At 69.0% G+C, this 18334-nt stretch carries 12 protein-coding genes and 1 tRNA gene; 3 read left to right on the top strand and 10 right to left on the bottom strand.

The features are described from left to right. The first annotated feature begins 77 nt into the window (after positions 1-77). Entirely contained in the window at positions 78-1406 is a 1329-nt protein-coding gene (locus tag MTS1_RS01170; protein WP_023950654.1) for a nitrate/nitrite transporter, read from the top strand. A 30-nt stretch (positions 1407-1436) separates the two neighbouring features. Here MTS1_RS01170 and MTS1_RS01165 read toward each other — a convergent pair whose 3' ends face one another. From MTS1_RS01165 to polA, 6 genes are all read right to left on the bottom strand, one after another. Beyond that, positions 1437-1697, bottom strand: a complete 261-nt coding sequence (locus tag MTS1_RS01165; protein ID WP_023950652.1) for a DUF6458 family protein — start codon at positions 1695-1697, stop codon at positions 1437-1439. Positions 1698-1785: 88 nt separating this feature from the next. Next, positions 1786-2556, bottom strand: coding sequence for an SGNH/GDSL hydrolase family protein (locus tag MTS1_RS01160; protein WP_023950650.1), 771 nt, complete (start codon positions 2554-2556; stop codon positions 1786-1788). Further along, positions 2546-3898, bottom strand: coding sequence for an MFS transporter (locus tag MTS1_RS01155; protein WP_023950648.1), 1353 nt, complete (start codon positions 3896-3898; stop codon positions 2546-2548). The genes MTS1_RS01160 and MTS1_RS01155 overlap by 11 nt, the downstream gene beginning before the upstream one ends. 43 nt (positions 3899-3941) lie before the next feature. Beyond that, the gene (locus tag MTS1_RS01150) at positions 3942-4982 is read right to left on the bottom strand and encodes an LLM class flavin-dependent oxidoreductase (protein WP_023950646.1); all 1041 of its coding nucleotides are present in this window, start codon (positions 4980-4982) and stop codon (positions 3942-3944) included. Positions 4983-5055: 73 nt separating this feature from the next. Then, entirely contained in the window at positions 5056-6732 is a 1677-nt protein-coding gene (locus MTS1_RS01145) for a DUF885 domain-containing protein (RefSeq protein WP_023950644.1), read from the bottom strand. Between the two features lie 36 nt (positions 6733-6768). Then, the gene (gene polA, locus MTS1_RS01140) at positions 6769-9408 is read right to left on the bottom strand and encodes a DNA polymerase I (protein ID WP_023950642.1); all 2640 of its coding nucleotides are present in this window, start codon (positions 9406-9408) and stop codon (positions 6769-6771) included. Positions 9409-9465: 57 nt separating this feature from the next. Between polA and MTS1_RS01135 the strand changes: the two genes are divergently transcribed. Beyond that, positions 9466-9897: a hotdog fold thioesterase gene (locus MTS1_RS01135; RefSeq protein ID WP_023950640.1), complete on the top strand. Its 432-nt coding sequence runs from the start codon at positions 9466-9468 to the stop codon at positions 9895-9897. A gap of 63 nt (positions 9898-9960) precedes the next feature. Here the strand turns inward: MTS1_RS01135 and MTS1_RS01130 are convergent, their stop codons facing one another. Then, entirely contained in the window at positions 9961-10578 is a 618-nt protein-coding gene (locus MTS1_RS01130; protein ID WP_023950638.1) for an ANTAR domain-containing response regulator, read from the bottom strand. 80 nt (positions 10579-10658) lie between these two features. Between MTS1_RS01130 and MTS1_RS01125 the strand changes: the two genes are divergently transcribed. Continuing rightward, a tRNA-Leu gene (locus tag MTS1_RS01125) sits at positions 10659-10739 on the top strand. A 58-nt stretch (positions 10740-10797) separates the two neighbouring features. Here MTS1_RS01125 and pyk read toward each other — a convergent pair. Genes pyk through gltB form a run of 3 tightly spaced genes read right to left on the bottom strand, consistent with a single transcriptional unit; the run spans position 10798 to position 18330 of the window. Further along, positions 10798-12246 carry a pyruvate kinase gene (pyk, locus tag MTS1_RS01120; RefSeq protein WP_023950636.1) on the bottom strand — a complete coding sequence of 483 codons (1449 nt, stop codon included), beginning with the start codon at positions 12244-12246 and terminating at the stop codon, positions 10798-10800. Positions 12247-12290: 44 nt separating this feature from the next. Further along, a complete protein-coding gene (locus MTS1_RS01115; protein WP_023950634.1) occupies positions 12291-13757 on the bottom strand; it encodes a glutamate synthase subunit beta in 1467 nt (488 codons plus the stop codon). Beyond that, complete coding sequence (gltB, locus tag MTS1_RS01110) at positions 13750-18330, bottom strand: glutamate synthase large subunit (RefSeq protein ID WP_036304573.1); 4581 nt, start codon at positions 18328-18330, stop codon at positions 13750-13752. Before gltB ends, MTS1_RS01115 begins: the two co-directional genes overlap by 8 nt. Positions 18331-18334: the final 4 nt, after the last annotated feature.

Below are 18334 nucleotides of genomic sequence, written 5' to 3'. Positions count from 1 at the left end.
TGCGGGTAGACGCAGACGCCGGAGTAGCGTAGAAGGGTGATCTTCCCGGCGCCTCCCCTGCTCCGACGGATCGGCCGATGACGGCCGCAGCACGGATGAGCGGCCCCGGGCTCCGGGCGTGGCTCGTCTGGGGAACCGGTGTGGCGGCGTACGTCCTGTCCATCACGAACCGGACGTCGCTCGCGGCCGTGGGCGTCGACGCCGCCGAGCGCTTCCAGGCCGATGCCGCGACGCTGTCGATGTTCGCCGTCGTCCAGCTGGCCGTCTACGGCGGGATGCAGATCCCCATCGGCGTCCTGCTCGATCGATACGGTTCGCGCCCCATCATGACCATCGGCATGATCCTCATGGCGGTCGGCCAACTGACGATGGCCCTCTCCCCCAGCGTCGGGGTCGCCATCGTCGCGCGCATGCTCCTCGGCGCCGGCGACGCCGCCATCTTCCCGGCGGTCCTCCGACTCGTCGCGACCTGGTTCCCGGCGCAGCGCGGGCCGCTGATGGTGCAGATGACCGGCATCCTCGGTCAGGCCGGCCAGCTCGTCGCCGTCATCCCCCTCTCAGCTCTCCTGCACGCCACCAGCTGGTCGGTGACCTTCGGCAGCGTCGCGGGACTGGGTGTCCTGTTCGCCGTCCTGGTGTTCCTGCTCGTGCGCAACCACCCGCCGGAGGTCGATCGCGACGTCAGCGTCGACACCGACACCGGAGCCATCCGCGTCGTCACCTCGAGCGTCGACACGGGAGTCGGCATCCGCGCGGCCTGGGCGCATCCGGGTACCCGGCTGGCGTTCTGGTCGCATTTCACGACGCCGTTCGCCGGCACGGCGTTCATCCTGCTGTGGGGCATTCCGTTCCTCACCGCCGGCGAGGGACGCACGCAGTCCGAAGCGACGCTCATCACGACGCTCTACGTCTTCGCCGGTATGGCGCTCGGGCCGATCATGGGCGAGCTCTCTCGCCGCATCCCCAACCTGCGATCGCGCGCGCTCGTGCTTCCCGCCGTGGGCGTCCAGCTCGTCGCCTGGACGGCGGTGATCCTCTGGCCCGGGACCGCGCCGGCGTGGCTGCTGGTGGCTCTGGCGATCGCCCTCGCCACCGGGGGGCCGGCCTCGATGATCGCTTTCGACCACGCCCGCACGCACAATCCCTCGCATCGCCTCAGCACGGCGACGGGGCTCACGAACGCCGGCGGCTTCCTCGCCGCACTCATCGCCGTGTTCAGCATCGGGGTGGCGCTCGACCTGCAGGGCGCCGGAACACCGGCGACGTACTCGCTCGAGGCGTTCCGCGTCGCGTTCCTCACCCAGGTGCCGCTGTGGCTCATCGGCGGTACGTTCATCGCGATCGAGCGCAAGCGCACCCGTATCCACATCGGGATGGACCTACCGAAACGGCCGCGACGGGCGTAAGCCCACCGCGGCCGTTTCGCAGCAGATGCATCAGAGCATGGGGTCGCCCGACGTGCTCGTGCTGTTGCGGGTGACGCGCTGGCCGCTGGCGGGATCGACGGCGGTGCGGCTGACGGTCTCGGTCTGGCGGCGGCGCACCATCAGAATGAGGCCGATGAGGAAGACGAGGGCTCCTGCACCCATCAGGATGTAGCCGATGAGGTCGAGGTTCACCCACTCGACCTCGACGTTCACGGCGAACGCGAGGATCGCGCCGATGACGAACAAAGCGATTCCGGCACCAATGCTCATGTCAGTTCCCTTCGGGTGTGCGGACCCGTCGATCCTGGCGCGTGGGCGCAGCACCGTGCACCGGCTTGACACCGGCTCTCGCGGCGTGTCACGAGCGCGGCGCGACCTCGATCCAGGAGCCGAACTTCGGTTGCCGGTTGTCGCCGGATGAACGTCCGGTGAGTCGCCGACGGACCCAGGGAGCGAGGTGCTCGCGGAAGTACTCGCCGCGCGCGAGCGCAGGCGGCTGCTCGTCGACGGGAAGCGACCACCACTCCCCCGGCGCCTCGAGACCCAGGGAACCGAGAACCCGAGCGGCGACGCGGTGGTGACCGCGGGCGTTCATGTGGAGCCGATCGGCCGACCAGTACGACGGATGGGTCAGGGCCCGGTCATACCAGTTCAAGGCGCGGACGACGTCGTCGCGATCCGCGATGCGCTCGACGACGGCATCCGAGAGCGCATCGCCGCGCCGATTGATGAGGCCTCCCAGCGGCAGCTGCGCGGACGGGTTCGCGCCCGACAGCAGGATGAGGCTGACGCCTTCTTCGTCGCACCGGCGCAGCACCTGCACGAAGGCGTCGACGATATGCGCGATGGACGTGCGCGGGCGCAGCATGTCATTGCCGCCGCCGTTGAACGACAGGTGGGTCGGGCGCAGCGCGAGGGCGGCTTCGAGCTGTTCGTCGACGATGGGCCGCACGAGCTTGCCGCGGATCGCGAGGTTGGCGTACTGCACGGCTCGCCCCGTCGCGTCCGCCCAGCCGGCGGCGACGAGATCGGCCCAGCCGCGCACGGCGCCGTCGGGCAGCTCGTCTCCCACGCCCTCGGTGAACGAGTCGCCGATGGCCACGTAGCGCACCTGTGATTCAGCGGTCATCGAGCGACACTCCCCTGCGGTCGACGAGTCCCCACGCGCCGACGGCGGCGAGGACGAAGAAGATGGCGAACACGACGAAGAGCATGGGCGCGCCACCCCACATCAGCAGGGGCGGCACCGACAGCGGAGCGAGGATGGATGCGATCCGGCCGACGCCCGCGGCCCATCCGGCACCGGTGCCGCGCAGCGATGTCGGGTACATCTCCGGCGTCACGGCGTAGAGCGCACCCCAGGCGCCGAGGTTGAAGAACGACAGCGCCATACCTGCGCCGATGATGACGGCCTCGGTCCCGGCCGTGCCGAACACGACGGCGGATGCCGCGGAGCCGATGAGGAACACCGACAGGGTCAGGCGTCTGCCCCACACCTCGATCAACCAGGCCGAGACGGCGTAGCCAGGGAGCTGAGCGAGGGTGATGATCAGGGTGAACCCGAATGAACGCACGAGGTCGTAACCCTGCGTGTACAGGATCGTCGGGATCCAGATGAAGGCGCCGTAGTACGAGAAGTTGACGCAGAACCAGACCAGCCACAGGCTCGCGGTGCGGCCGCGGAACTCCGGCGACCAGAGCGCCCGGAGCCGGCCGGTCGACGACACGGCGGCGGGCGCGGCGATCGTTTCCGGGCCGGCGGAGACGCCGACCTCGCGCGACGCGGTCGCGCTGGTCGTCTCGAAGCTCCGGACGACCGCCTCGGCCTCGGCGTGCCGGCCGCGGCGTTCGAGCCACCGGGCCGACTCGGGGAGCCCCCAGCGCACGACCAGCGCGTACACCGCGGGGATCGCGCCCACGACGAATGCCCAGCGCCATCCTTCGTCGACCTGCGGGATCACGAAGTAGCCGATCAGTGCGGCCGCGGTCCAGCCGACGGCCCAGAAGGCTTCGAGGATGACGATGACCCGGCCGCGGATGCGGGCGGGCGCGAACTCGCTCACATACGTGCTCGCGACCGGCAGCTCGGCGCCGAGACCGAGCCCCACGAGGAAGCGCAGGACGAGGAGCATCGCGAGCCCGCCGACCAGAGCGCTCGCGCCGGTGGCGACTCCGTAGACGAGAAGCGTGACCGCGAACACGGAGCGCCGACCGAATCTGTCTGCCAGCAGCCCGCCGACGCTCGCGCCGATCGCCATGCCCGCGAACCCGGCCGATGCGATCCACGACGCCTGCGAGGTGTCGAGCGACCACTGCGCGATGAGCGCCGTGATGATGAACGAGATCAGCCCGACGTCCATCGCGTCGAGGGCCCATCCCAGTCCGGATCCGGTCAGGATCCGCAGGTGCCGACGACCGAAAGGCAGATCGTCGAGGCGGCGCGCCACCGAGGGCGTCGCGGTATCGGTCATTCGACCATGCTATTGATCCGCGACGACCTCGCGCGCCACCCGGTCAGTCGTCGGCGAGCATCTCTCGCACGAGAGGAGCGACCTTGGTGCCGTAGAGCTCGATCGAGTGCATCATGCTCTCGTGCGCGAGCGTCCCGTGCGAGAACTTCAGATCGAACCGGTCGAGGTCCAGCGTGCGGATCGTCTGGGCGAGCTTGCGCGCCACCGTCTCGGGCGAGCCCGCGTACACGGCGCCGTCGGGGCCGAGATCGTGCTGGAACTGCAGGCGCGAGTACGGCGGCCAGCCACGCTCGGCACCGATCGCGTCACGGTTGACCTTCATCGCCGGGAAGAGCTCCTCCCAGGCCTGCTCATCGCTGTCGGCGACGTGGCCGGGAGAATGGACCCCGACGGGCAGCCGGTCGGCGCCCATCGCGTCCCGCGTGCGGTGGAACAGATCGACGTACGGCCGGAACCGCGCCGCACCGCCGCCGATGATCGCCAGCATCAGGTTGTACCCGTTGTGGGCGGTTCGCAGCACCGATTCGGGCGAGCCGCCGACGCCGACCCACGCACGGAGGCCGTTCTCGGTCTTCGGGAAGACATCCGCGTCCGTCAGCGCGGGTCGAGTCCGACCCTGCCAGGTGACGGGCTGCTCGGACCGCAGCCGTCCGAACAGGTCGAGGCGCTCCTCGAAGAGGATCTCGTAGTCGGCGAGATCGAACCCGAACAGCGGGAACGACTCGGTGAACGAGCCCCGCCCGAGGATGATCTCGGCACGGCCGTTCGAGACGGCGTCGAGGGTCGCGAAACGCTCGTAGACGCGCACCGGGTCGTCGCTCGAGAGGACCGTGACCGCGGTGCCCAGATGGATGTCCTTCGTGCGCGCCGCGGCGGCGGCGAGCACGATCTCGGGACTCGAGACGGCGAATTCACGCCGGTGGTGCTCCCCCACCCCGAAGAAGCTCAGGCCGACCTCGTCGGCGAGCACCGCCTGGTCGACGACGTTTCGGATGGTCTGGGCGTCGGAGAGCAGCTCGCCGTCGGCGCCGCGGGTGACGTCACCGAACGTGTCGAGGGCGAACTGGACGGATGTCGCGGTCATGGGGGCCCACCTTTCATTCATCCGCATACAACGACGGGGCGGGAAGAGTATTCCCGCCCCGTCGTCGGTGCTGTCAGTTCTGCGCGAGCGCCATGCGCAACGTGTCGAGCCCGACACCGCCGAGCCGCAGCGCCTTCATGTGGAACGCCTTGACGTCGAACTGGTCGCCCGCCCGCGCCGCGAAGTCGTCGCGGATCTGCTCCCAGATGCGCTGACCGACCTTGTACGACGGCGCCTGGCCCGGCCAGCCGAGATACCGGTTGACCTCGAAGCGGATGAACTCCTCGGGCATGTTGACGTTGCGCTTCATGAACTCCAGCGCGTAGTCCGCATCCCACACGCCCTCACCGTCGGGGCGTTCCTTGCCCAGGTGCACGCCGATGTCGAGGACGACGCGAGCGGCCCGCATGCGCTGGCCGTCGAGCATGCCCAGCCGGTCTGCCGGGTCGTCGAGGTAGCCCAGCTGCTCCATCAGGCGCTCGGCGTACAGCGCCCAGCCCTCGGCGTGGCCGCTCGATCCGGCGAGCAGGCGGCGCCACGAGTTGAGCTCGAAACGGTTGTACACCGCCTGCGCGATCTGGAGATGGTGACCGGGGACGCCCTCGTGATACACCGTCGTGAGTTCGCGCCAGGTGTCGAACGAGTCGACGCCCTCCGGCACCGACCACCACATGCGACCGGGGCGCGAGAAGTCGTCGGTCGGGCCCGTGTAGTAGATGCCGCCCTCGTTGGTCGGGGCGATCATGCACTCCAGCGTGCGGATGGGCTCGGGGATGTCGAAGTGGGTACGACCCAGTTCTTCGACGGCCCGGTCGCTCGTCTCCTGCATCCACTTCTGCAGAGCCTCGGTGCCGTAGAGCTTCCGCGACTCGTCCTTCTCGAGGTGCGTCACCGCCTCTTCCACGGTCGCACCCGGGAGGATCTCGTTCGCGATGGACTCCTGCTCGGCGACCATGCGGGCCAGCTCCTGGAGGCCCCACTCGTAGGTCTCGTCGAGGTCGATCGTGGCCCCGAGGAAACGGCGGGAGTGCAGGGCGTACAGCTCGCGCCCGACCGCGTCGCTCTCGCCCGCCTCGGGGAGCAGCTCGCCGGTGAAGAACGAGGCGAGCGCGTCGTAGGCGACGCGAGCCGCATTCGCGTTGTCGGCGAGCTCACGGGCCAGTGACGCGGGCAGGCCCCCCTCGGTAGGCGCGGCCTCAGCGGCGAACGTCGCGAAGAAGCCGGTGTCCGCCGTGTAACGACCGATCTGCGTGGCTACCTCGGAAACCTGACGGCGCGCCGGGACGATGCCTCGGGAGATACCTTCGCGGAGCGTCTCGATGTAGCCGTCGATCGCGGCCGGAACCGCACCCAGACGCGCGGCGATCACGCTCCAGTCGTCGACCGTGGCCGTGGGCATGAGGTCGAAGGTGTTCCGGATCTCCTGAGCGGGCGAGGCGATGACGTTGACGTCGCGCAGGTGCGCGCCGGCCTCGGCGAGCTCGATCTGCAGACGCAGATCGCCGGAGAGGTCGGCCTTCGTGACGACATCGACGTCGTCGGTCGGCTCGGCTGCCTCAAGGGCGGCGAGAGTGCCGCGAGCGGCCTCGAGGGCTCGGGCGGTGCCGGCCGGCGAGTAGTCGTCGAGTCGTGCGTTGTGCTCGAAACGGCCGATGTACGTCGCGAGCCCGGGTGAGAGCTCTGCCAGAGTGTCGACCCACGCATCGGCGATCCGGTCGATCGGCGTGGGGGTGCGCTGTGCTTCGGTCATCCTCCGAGCCTACTGCGGCACCCCCGCGCGATCAGATCAGTGACCGGCGACGTCCCAGTCGCCGCCGCGACCGATCTGCACGTCGAGAGGGACGGTCAGTTCGGCGGCGTCGCCCATGCGGTCGCGGACGATGCGCTCGGCAGCATCCCACTCCCCCGGCGCGACCTCGACGACGAGCTCGTCGTGAATCTGCAGCAGCACGCGGGATCGGAGCCCTTCGGCCTGGAACTCGCGAGCGATGCGGAACAGCGCGATCTTCATGATGTCGGCGGCGCTGCCCTGGATCGGAGCGTTGAGAGCCGCACGCTCCGCGTTCTCGCGCAGGACCCGGTTCGGGCTCGCGAGGTCGGGGAACGGACGGCGCCGGCCGAAGATCGTCTCCGTGTAACCGTCGATGCGGGCCTGCTCGACGCTCGAGCGCAGGTAGTCGCGCACCGCCCCGAAACGGGCGAAGTACTCGAGCATCAACTGCTTGGCCTCGGACTGCTCGATGCGCAGCTGCTTCGAGAGACCGAACGCCGACAGCCCGTAGACGAGCCCGTACGACATGGCTTTGACCTTCGTGCGCATGGCCGGTGTCACGTCGGCCGGCTCGACGCCGAAGACGCGCGCGCCGACGAAGCGGTGGAGATCTTCGCCCGACACGAAGGCCTCGATGAGCCCCGGGTCTTCGGAGAGATGCGCCATGATGCGCATCTCGATCTGCGAGTAGTCGGCGGTCAGCAGGGTCTCGTATCCCTCGCCGACCTCGAACGCGGCACGGATGCGCCGGCTCTCTTCGTTGCGGATCGGGATGTTCTGCAGGTTGGGATCGGTGCTCGAAAGCCGCCCGGTCTGGCTTCCCGTCTGCACGTAGGTCGTGTGGATGCGGTCGTCTGCGGCGATCGCGGTGTCGAGCGACTCGATGATCTGGCGCAGCTTCGTGGCCTCCCGGTGCTGGAGGAGCAGCTCAAGGAAGGGGTGGGGGTTCGATTCCTGCAGGTCTGCCAGTACGGCGGCATCCGTGGAGTAGCCCGTCTTCGTCTTGCGGGTCTTCGGCAGCTGGAGCTGCTCGAACAGCACCTCCTGCAGCTGCTTGGGAGAACCGAGGTTGACCTCGCGCTCGATCGTCGCGTAGGCACGCTGCGCGATGTCGTCAGCGCGCGCTGCGAGCTCGGCGGAGAAGGTGGAGAGCTTCTCGTGCGAGACCGCGACGCCGGCGAGCTCCATATCGGCGAGGGCGTCGAGCGTGGGCAGCTCGATGCCGGTGAGCACCGACAGCACCGAAGCGGGCATCTCCGTGCGCACCGCCTCTGCGACGCGCAGTGCGAACCACGACAGCTGGCCCGGCGTCGCGCCCTCGGTCTCGGGAACGAGCTGGGTCGGGTCGGCTTCGGGCAGTTTCTCGTCGAGATACCGGTGTACGAGGTCGGCGAGGGTCTTGTCGGGAAAGCTCGGCCGGAGGAGCCATCCCGCCAGGATCGGATCGAAGACGAGACCGCCCAGGCGCACCCCCCCACGCCGAAGCGCCTTGACCTGCAGCTTCGCGTCGGAGAGCACCTTCGGCGCGTTGGACTCGAGCCACGGGCGCAAGGCCTCGGCGACGTCGTCGCTCCACGTGGCCTCGACCGCTTCGTCGGCATCGGCCAGGCCGATGCGCTGCGGGAAGCCACCGGCGACCACGACGGTGACGCCGACGTCACCGGTGCGGGCCGCGGCCCAGGCGCCGATGTCGGCGGCGGAGAGCTCGGCGGCGGTCGGCGCCGGAACGGCCGGGGCGGCGGTCTCGACGGCCATCGCGGGATCGGCCCCCGCCGCCTCGAAGACGCGCGGGAGCAGCGTACGGAACTCGAGCCGGGCGAAGATGTCGCGCACCGCCTCGGCGTCGATCGGTCCGACCGCGAGGTCTGCGGGCGTGACTCCGAGCTCGACGTCGCGCAGCAGGCGGTTCAGCGAACGATTGCGCCGAACGTCGTCGAGGTGCTCGCGCAGGTTGCCTCCCACGACACCGCCGATCTTGTCGGCGTTCTCCAGCAGCGCGTCGAGAGATCCCCACTGCGTGAGCCACTTCACCGCGGTCTTCTCGCCGACCTTCGGCACCCCGGGAAGGTTGTCGCTCGTCTCGCCCACGAGAGCGGCGATGTCGGGATAGTTCTGCGGCGGCAGCCCGTACTTCTCGACCACTGTCTCAGGGGTGTAGCGCTTGAGCTGAGACACACCCTGGACACTCGGGTAGAGCAGGGTCACGTCGTCGGTGACGAGCTGGATGGTGTCTCTGTCGCCCGAGCAGACGAGGACGTCGAAGCCCTCTGCGGCGCCCTGCGTCGCGAGGGTGGCGAGGATGTCGTCGGCCTCGTAGTCCTCCTTCGTCAGCACCGTCACGTTCATGGCGGCGAGGCACTCCTGCAGCAGCGGGATCTGCCCCTTGAACTCGGCGGGCGACTCGGATCGGTTCGCTTTGTACTCCGTGTACTCGCGGGTGCGGAACGACTGCCGGGAGGTGTCGAAAGCGACAGCCAGGTGCGTCGGCTTCTCCGCCTTGATCAGGTTGACGAACATCGACAGGAAGCCGTAGATGCCGTTGGTGTGCTGGCCGTCCTTCGTGGTGAAGTTGTCGACCGGCAGCGCGAAGAACGCGCGGTAGGCCAGCGAATGGCCGTCGACGACGAGAAGGGTAGGCTTTGGCGAGTCCGTCACCCGTCCAGCCTAACGACGACCACGGACACCACGACCCGCTGCGACCGAGGGTGGAGCATGCCCGACAACACCGATACCGACACCGGCCTCGCGTGGGCGCAGGGCCGCGGCAAAGGCGCGCTCGCGGAGCGCATGGGAATCGAGTTCACGGAGTTCACCACCGAGCGCTGCGTCGCCACCATGCCCGTCGCGGGCAACACGCAGCCGGTCGGCCTTCTCCACGGCGGTGCGTACGTCGTTCTGGGCGAGTCTCTCGGATCCATGGCGGCCAACATGCACGCCGGTCCGGGCCGGCTCGCCGTGGGTGTCGACATCAACGCCACGCACACCCGCTCGGCGACGAGCGGGATCGTCACCGGGGTCTGCACTCCTCTGCACCTCGGCCGCTCGATGACGGTCCACGAGATCGTCGTCTCCGACGAGCAAGGGCGCCGCTGCTCCACCATCCGCATCACGAACCTCATCAAGGACGCTCCGGCAGCATCCTGATGCGACGACGAAGCCCCCTCCCGATCCGGGAGGGGGCTTTCTCGTCGTCGGCGTCGGCGCGGGTTACTTCTTGGGCGCGAGCTGCTCGATGATCGCCTTGGCCACGTCCTGCATCGTCAGGCGGCGGTCCATCGACGCCTTCTGGATCCAGCGGAACGCCTCGGGCTCGCTCAGACCCATCTTCTCGTTGAGCAGGCCCTTCGCCCGGTCGACCAGCTTGCGGGTCTCGAAGCGCTCGACCATGTCGGCCACCTCGGCCTCGAGGGTGATGATCTGCTCGTAGCGGGCCAGCGCGATCTCGATGGCGGGGAGCAGGTCGTTCGGCGTGAACGGCTTGACGACGTAGGCGAGGGCACCCGCCTCGGTCGCCCGCTCGACGAGCTCCTTCTGGCTGAACGCGGTCAGCAGGACGACGGGGGCGATGTGCGCCTTGCCGAGCCGCTCGGCGGCCGAAATGCCATCGAGGACGGGCATCTTGACGTCCATGATCACGAGATCGGGACGAAGCTCGGTCGCGAGCTGGACGGCGGTCTCACCATCTCCGGCTTCACCGACGACGTCGTATCCGTTGTCGCGAAGGATCTCGACGATGTCGAGTCGGATGAGCGACTCGTCTTCGGCCACGACGACACGACGCGGTGCGGGAGCGGCCGACGTGGGGGCCTCTTCTTGCTCTGTCACCTTTCGATCCTACGGTATGGCGTTCCGGCCATGTCTCCGTCGGGCGACGTCGCACGAGGCGGTATTGTCGATGTGCGTGCGCCGGTGTGGCGGAATGGCAGACGCGACCGACTCAAACTCGGTTGTCTTCGGACGTGTGGGTTCGACTCCCACCACCGGCACGACGAAAGGGCGGGCACCTCGTGGAGAGGTGCCCGCCCTTCGGCATTCACGCGGTGGTCACTGGACCGCCTGGTAGATCGGCGCGCGACCGTTGACGGCGTCGCCGATCTTGTGGATGCGGATGTCGTTGGTCGATCCCTGGATTCCGGGAGGGGACCCGGAGATGACGACGACCTTGTCACCGACCTCGGCGAGGCCGTTCGAGAGGAAGTAGTCGTCGACCTGGTGGAACATCAGGTCGGTGTGAGCGACCTGCTCGACCAGGCTGGAGCGAATGCCCCAGGTGAGGGCCATGCGACGACGGATCGCCGGGTCCGGCGTGAACGCGATCATCGGGATCTCGGGGCGCAGCCGCGACATGCGGCGCGCCGTGTCGCCGGACTCGGTGAACATGCAGAGGAACTTCGCCTCGATGAACTGTGCGACCTCCATGGCGGCGAGCGTGATCGCACCGCCCTGCGTGCGCGGCTTCGCCGTCAGCGGTGCGATGCGCTCGAGACCGTGGGTCTCCGTCGAGTCGACGATACGGGCCATGGTCTCGACGACGACGACGGGGTACTTGCCCACGCTCGTCTCGCCCGAGAGCATGACCGCGTCGGCACCGTCGAGGACGGCGTTGGCGACGTCGCTCGTCTCGGCGCGCGTGGGCACGGGGTTCTCGATCATCGACTCGAGCATCTGCGTCGCCACGATGACCGGCTTGGCCATGCGGCGGCACAGCGCCACAGCCTTCTTCTGGACGATCGGCACGGCCTCGAGCGGAAGCTCCACGCCGAGGTCGCCGCGCGCGACCATGATGCCGTCGAAGGCGTCGATGATCTCCTCGAGGTTCTCGACCGCCTGCGGCTTCTCGATCTTCGCGATGACGGGGACCTTGCGGCCCTCCTCCGCCATGATCTCGTGCACCCGCGTCACGTCCGCGGCGTCGCGCACGAACGAGAGCGCGATGATGTCGGCGCCCTGCTGCAGCCCCCAGCGCAGGTCCGCCTCGTCCTTGTCCGACAGCGCCGGGACGCTCACGGCGACACCGGGCAGGTTGATGCCCTTGTTGTTCGAGACGGGGCCGGCGACGATGACCTTCGTCGTGACGACCGAGCCCTCGACCGACACGACCTCGACGCGGACCTTGCCGTCGTCGATGAGAAGGAAGTCGCCGGGCTTGACGTCCCCGGGCAGGCCCTTGAAGGTCGTCGAGACGATCTCCTTGGTGCCGAGGATGTCATCGGTGGTGATCTTGAAGATGTCGCCGACCGCGAGCTGGTGGGGTCCGTTCTCGAACTTGCCGAGGCGGATCTTCGGCCCCTGGAGATCGACCAGGATCGCCACGGGACGGCCCGCGTCGTCGGCGGCCTTGCGCACGTTGGCCCAGCGGACCTCGTGCTCCGAATAGTCTCCGTGGCTGAGGTTGAATCGGGTCACGTCCACGCCGGCGTCGATGATGGCTCGCACCATCTCGTAGCTGGCTGTGGCCGGTCCCAGGGTGGCGACGATCTTGGCGCGTCTCACTGAATCTCCGGTGGTCTCGGGTCGGGAGGGGGGTTGGGTCCAGCCTATGCCCGCTGGAGCCCGATCGCGACGTCGGTCGGACGCACCGGCGCCGGCAGGTCGGTGTCGCCCATCAGGTAGCGGTCGACGGCGGCTGCCGCAGCGCGGCCCTCCGCGATCGCCCACACGATGAGCGACTGCCCGCGCCCGGCATCGCCGGCCACGAACACGCCCGGCGCGGTCGTCTGGTAGTCGTCGGCACGTTCGACGTTGCCGCGATCGGTGAACACGGTACCCAGCTGGGCCTCCAGCTCGGTGCGCTCCGGGCCGGTGAAACCCATCGCGATCAGGACGAGGTCGGCGGGGATCTCGCGCTCGGTACCGCTCTTGGGGACGCGGCGGCCGTCGACGAACTCGGTCTCGGCCACACGGAGCGCGCGCACCTCTCCCGCCTCGTTCCCGAGGAACTCGACCGTTGACGCGAGGTAGCTGCGCTCACCGCCCTCCTCGTGCGCGGAGGCGACCTCGAAGACGGTCGGCATCATCGGCCAGGGCTGGGTGTCGGGCCGGTCCGACGGCGGCTGCTTGCCGATCGCGAGGTTCGTGACGCTGAGTGCACCCTGCCGGTGAGCGGTGCCGATGCAGTCGGCGCCGGTGTCGCCGCCGCCGATGACGACGACGTGCTTGCCCTCGGCATGGATCTGGTTGGCGACCTGGTCGCCCGCGACCGCCTTGTTCGACTCGACGAGGTACTCCATGGCGAAGTGCACCCCGGCGAGGTCGCGGCCCGGGATGGCGAGGTCGCGCGGCAGCGTCGATCCCGTCGCCACCACGACCGCGTCGTAGCGGGCGCGCAGCGCGTCCCAGGAGATGTCTTTGCCGATCTCGACACCGGCGCGGAAACGCGTGCCCTCGTCCTGCATCTGACGCAGACGTGCCTCGATGTGGCGCTTCTCCATCTTGAAGTCGGGGATGCCGTAGCGCAGCAGGCCACCGATACGGTCGTCGCGCTCGTAGACGGCGACGGTGTGGCCCGCGCGCGTCAGCTGTTGCGCCGCGGCCAGTCCGGCCGGACCCGAGCCGACGACGGCGACCGTCTTGCCGGTCAGCCGTCCGGGGGGCTCGGCCTCGACCCAGCCGTTCGCGAAGGCCTCGTCGATCGTCGAGACCTCGATCTGCTTGATCGTGACCGGCGGCTGGTTGATGCCCAGCACGCAGGCGCTCTCGCACGGGGCGGGGCACAGCCGGCCGGTGAACTCCGGGAAGTTGTTCGTGGCGTGAAGACGCTCGATGGCCGAACGTCCTTCGCCCCGCCACATGAGGTCGTTCCACTCGGGGATCAGGTTGCCCAGCGGGCATCCCTGATGGCAGAACGGCACGCCGCAGTCCATGCAGCGTCCCGCCTGGCGGCGGAGCACCGCACTGTCGCCGGGCTCGTAGACCTCGCGCCAGTCCATGATGCGGACCGGCACCGGGCGGCGCTTGGGGAGCTCACGCTCCGTGATCTTCAGGAAGCCCTTGGGGTCAGCCACGGGTCACCTCCAGGATGCGGCTCCAGACCTCGTCGCCGTCGGGGTCGAGCCCCTCGGCGGCCGCCGTCTGTCGGGTTTCGAGCACCGCGGCGTAGTCGCGCGGCACCACACGGACGAAGTTGGCGATCTCAGTCTCGAAGTCCTCGAGCAGGCGCGCTGCCAGCTCGGACCCCGTCTCGGCGACGTGGCGCTCGAGCAGATCGCGGAGGATCTCGGCGTCGCCGGATCCCATCTCCTCGAGCACGAGCTCGCCGCTGGCCATCGCCTCGCGGTTCACGTTCGCCGTCTCGAGGCGGTAGACGTAGGCGTTCCCACCCGACATCCCGGCGCCGAGATTGCGCCCGGTGGCTCCGAGGATCACCGCGAGGCCTCCGGTCATGTATTCGAGCGCGTGGTCGCCCACGCCCTCGACGACCGCCGTGGCGCCGGAGTTGCGCACGAGGAACCGCTCCCCCACCACGCCACGCAGGAACATGGTTCCCTGCGTCGCGCCGTAGCCGATGACGTTGCCCGCGATGACGTTCTCGGAAGCGTCGAACGCGGCGTCGCGCGGCGGCCGCACGACGATCTGACCGCCCGAGAGCCCCTTGCCCACGTAGTCGTTCGAGTCGCCCTCGAGGCGCAGCGTGATGCCCGCGGGGAGGAACGCTCCGAACGACTGACCGGCCGAGCCCGTGAGGTTCACCACGATCGAATCCGCCGGAAGGCCGTTCTCGCCGTGAGCCAGCGTGACCCGGTTGCCCAGCATCGTGCCCACGGCACGCTCGGTGTTGCGGATCGGCAGGTCGATCTCGACGTGACCGCCGTGCGCGACGACGTCCTGCGCCCGCTCGATGAGCTGGACGTCGAAGTGCTCGTCGAGCTCGTGGTCCTGCGCGCGGTAGTGACGGCGCGGGGCGTCGTCGGCGAATGCCGGGCCGGTGAGGATCGGTCCGAGGTCGAGGCCGCTCGCCTTCCAGTGCTCGATCGCGCCATCGACGTCGAGGACGTCGTTGCGTCCGATCGCCTCGTCGAGCGAGCGGAAACCGAGCTCGGCGAGGTACTCGCGGACCTCCTGGGCGATGAACTCCATGAAGTTGACGACGAACTCGGGCTTGCCGGTGAAGCGCTCGCGCAGGACGGGGTTCTGGGTCGCGACGCCCACGGGGCAGGTGTCGAGGTGGCAGACCCGCATCATGATGCAGCCTTCCACGACCAGTGCCGACGTGGCGAAGCCGAACTCCTCGGCGCCGAGCAGCGCCGCGATGACCACATCACGGCCGGTCTTGAGCTGACCGTCGGCCTGCACGACGACGCGGTCGCGCATGTCGTTGAGCATGAGCGTCTGCTGCGTCTCGGCGAGGCCGAGCTCCCAGGGGGTTCCCGCGTGCTTGAGGGAGTTCAGGGGGCTCGCACCGGTGCCGCCGTCATGACCCGACACGAGGATGACGTCGGCGAGGGCCTTGGCGGTACCCGCCGCGACCGCCCCGATTCCCGACTGGCTCACGAGCTTGACGTGGACGCGGGCAGCCGGGTTCGCGCGCTTGAGGTCGAAGATCAGCTGCTTCAGGTCTTCGATCGAGTAGATGTCGTGATGCGGCGGAGGTGAGATGAGGCCGACGCCGGGCGTGCCGCCGCGGGTGCGCGCGATCCACGGGTAGACCTTGCCGGGCGGCAGCTGACCGCCCTCGCCGGGCTTGGCGCCCTGAGCGAGCTTGATCTGGATGTCATCGGCGTGCGTGAGGTACATGCTCGTCACACCGAAGCGTCCGGACGCGACCTGCTTGATCGCGCTCCGGCGCTCGGGGTCCAGCAGCCGCTCGACGTCCTCACCGCCCTCGCCGGTGTTGGACTTCGCACCCAGCCGGTTCATGGCGATCGCCAGGGTCTCGTGCGCTTCCTTCGAGATCGAGCCGTAGCTCATGGCCCCGGTCGAGAAACGCTTGACGATCGAGGCCACCGACTCGACCTCGTCGATCGGCACGGGCGGGCGAACGCCCGTGCGCAGCTTGAACATGCCGCGCAGGGTCTTCAGCTCCGCAGCCTGGTCGTCGACGAGCTTGGTGTATTCGCGGAAGATGTCGTATCGGCGCGTCCGCGTCGCGTGCTGCAGCCGGAACACCGTCTCGGGATTGAACAGGTGGGGGGCACCGTCACGGCGCCACTGGTACTCGCCGCCCGTCCACAACCGCTCGTGGGCGCGGACCGCGGCGTCTTCCGGATACGCGTAGGCGTGCCGCGCGGCGTTCTCGGCCGCGATGACCTCGATGCCGATACCGCCGAGCTTCGTCTCGGTGCCGGTGAAGTACTTCGACACGAACTCGTCCGACAGACCGACCGCTTCGAAAACCTGAGCCCCGGCGTACGACGACACCGTCGAGATGCCCATCTTGGACATGATCTTCAGCACGCCCTTGCCGAGCGCGTAGATCAGGTTCTTGACGGCCTTCTCCGGCGAGACACCCGTGATGTATCCCGCCCGGACGAGGTACTCGACCGTCTCCATCGCCAGATAGGGGTTGACCGCGGAGGCGCCGTAGCCGAGGAGCGTCGCGACGTGGTGCACCTCGCGGACGTCTCCGGCCTCGACCACCAGGCCCACCCGCATGCGGGTCTGCTGACGGATGAGGTGGTGGTGCACCGCCGCGAGCATGAGCAGCGACGGGATCGGCGCGAGGTCCTTGTTCGAGTCGCGGTCGCTGAGCACGAGGAACTCCGCGCCGTCCTCGATGGCCTGGTCCGCCTCGGCGCACATCTGGGCGAGGCGCTTCTGCATGCCCTTGTGGCCGGCTTCGACGCGGTACAGGCCGCGGATGGTCACCGACGACCGGCCCTTGAGCGCGGTGTCGATGTGCTGGATCTTCGCGAGCTCGTCGTTGTCGATCACCGGGAAGTCGAGCGTCACGGTGCGCGTGTGCTCCGGGCCCCACGAGAGCAGGTTGGCCTCGGGACCGAGACCGAGCGACAGCGAGGTGACGACCTCTTCGCGGATCGAGTCGAGCGGCGGGTTGGTCACCTGCGCGAACTGCTGCGTGAAGTAGTCGAACAGCAGCCGCGGACGTTCGCTGAGCACCGCAACGGGGGTGTCGCTGCCCATGGCGCCGAGCGGCTCGGCGCCTACCTGCCCCATCGGGGTCAGCAGGATGCGCACCTCCTCCTCGGTGTAGCCGAAGGTGCGCTGACGCCGCGTGATCGAGGCGATCGGGTGCACGATGTGCTCGCGCTCGGGGAGGTCCTTCAGTCGCACGCGACCGGCGTCGAGCCACTCCTGCCAGGGATGCAGCGTGGCGAGCTCGCGCTTGATCTCCTCGTCCTCGACGATGCGGCCCGCGGACGTGTCGACGACGAACATGCGACCGGGCTGCAGGCGCCCGCGGCGCTTGATCCGCTCGGGCGCGAAGTCGAGCACGCCGGTCTCGCTGCCGATGACGACGAGTCCGTCGGTGGTCTCGGTCCACCGTCCCGGACGCAGTCCGTTGCGGTCGAGGGTGGCACCGACGAGCGTGCCGTCGGTGAAGATGAGGGCCGCCGGCCCGTCCCACGGCTCCATCTGGATCGAGTGGTAGTCGTAGAACGCCCGCAGATCCGGGTCGATGTCGGTCTGCTTCTCGTATGCCTCGGGCACCATCATCATGACGGCGTGCGGCAGGCTGCGCCCGGTGAGCGTGAGCAGCTCGAGCACCTCGTCGAACGAGGCGGAGTCGCTCGCACCGTCGGTGCAGATCGGCAGCAGCGGCTGCACGTCTCCGAGCAGCTCCGACTCGAGCTGCGACTGCCGGGCCCGCATCCAGTTGCGGTTCCCCTTGACCGTGTTGATCTCGCCGTTGTGGGCGAGCATGCGCAGCGGCTGTGCGAGGGGCCATGACGGGAACGTGTTCGTGGAGTAGCGGGAGTGCACGACCGCCAGCTCCGACGCGAAGCGCTCGTCCTGCAGGTCTGGGTAGAACGGCTCGAGCTGCAGCGTCGTGACCATGCCCTTGTACCCGAGCGTGCGGCTCGAGAGCGAGACGAAGTACGCGTCGTGCTCGTGACGGGCGCGCTTGCGCAGCCGGTAGACGCGTCGGTCGAGCTCGATGCCCGCGAGCGCGGGCGCGTCGCCCACCGCGGGGCGCGATACGAAGAGCTGCTCGAAGGCGGGACGGGCGGCGAAGGCGAGCTTTCCGAGGTTCTCGTCCTCGGTCGGCACCTCGCGCCAGCCCAGGACCGTCAGGCCCTCGGATGCCGCGAGCGTCTCGATGTCGGCCTTGAGCGCCTGACGCTCGTCGGCGTCGCGCGGCAGGAAAGCCATGCCCGCCGCGTATTCGCCGGCGGGCGGCAGGTCGAAGTCGACGACCGCGCGGAGGAATGCGTCGGGCATCTGCGTCAGGATGCCGGCGCCGTCGCCGGTGCCCGCGTCGGAGCCGATCGCGCCGCGGTGCTCGAGGTTGCGCAGCGCCGTCAAGGCGAGCTCGACGATGTCGTGCCCGGCCTCGCCGCGCAGCGTGGCGACCATCGCCAGACCACAAGCGTCCTTCTCGAAGGCAGGGTTGTACATGCCCTGCTGGGGAGGGAAGGAAGCGAATCCGGACTTTTGGGGTCGAGGGCTCGAGGCCATACTG

The organism is Microbacterium sp. TS-1 (genome assembly GCF_000509385.1).
In the GTDB taxonomy this organism is placed as follows: domain Bacteria; phylum Actinomycetota; class Actinomycetes; order Actinomycetales; family Microbacteriaceae; genus Microbacterium; species Microbacterium arborescens.
The sequence above is the reverse complement of the archived record's forward strand: the minus strand, read 5'-3'. Positions and strand labels throughout refer to the sequence as shown.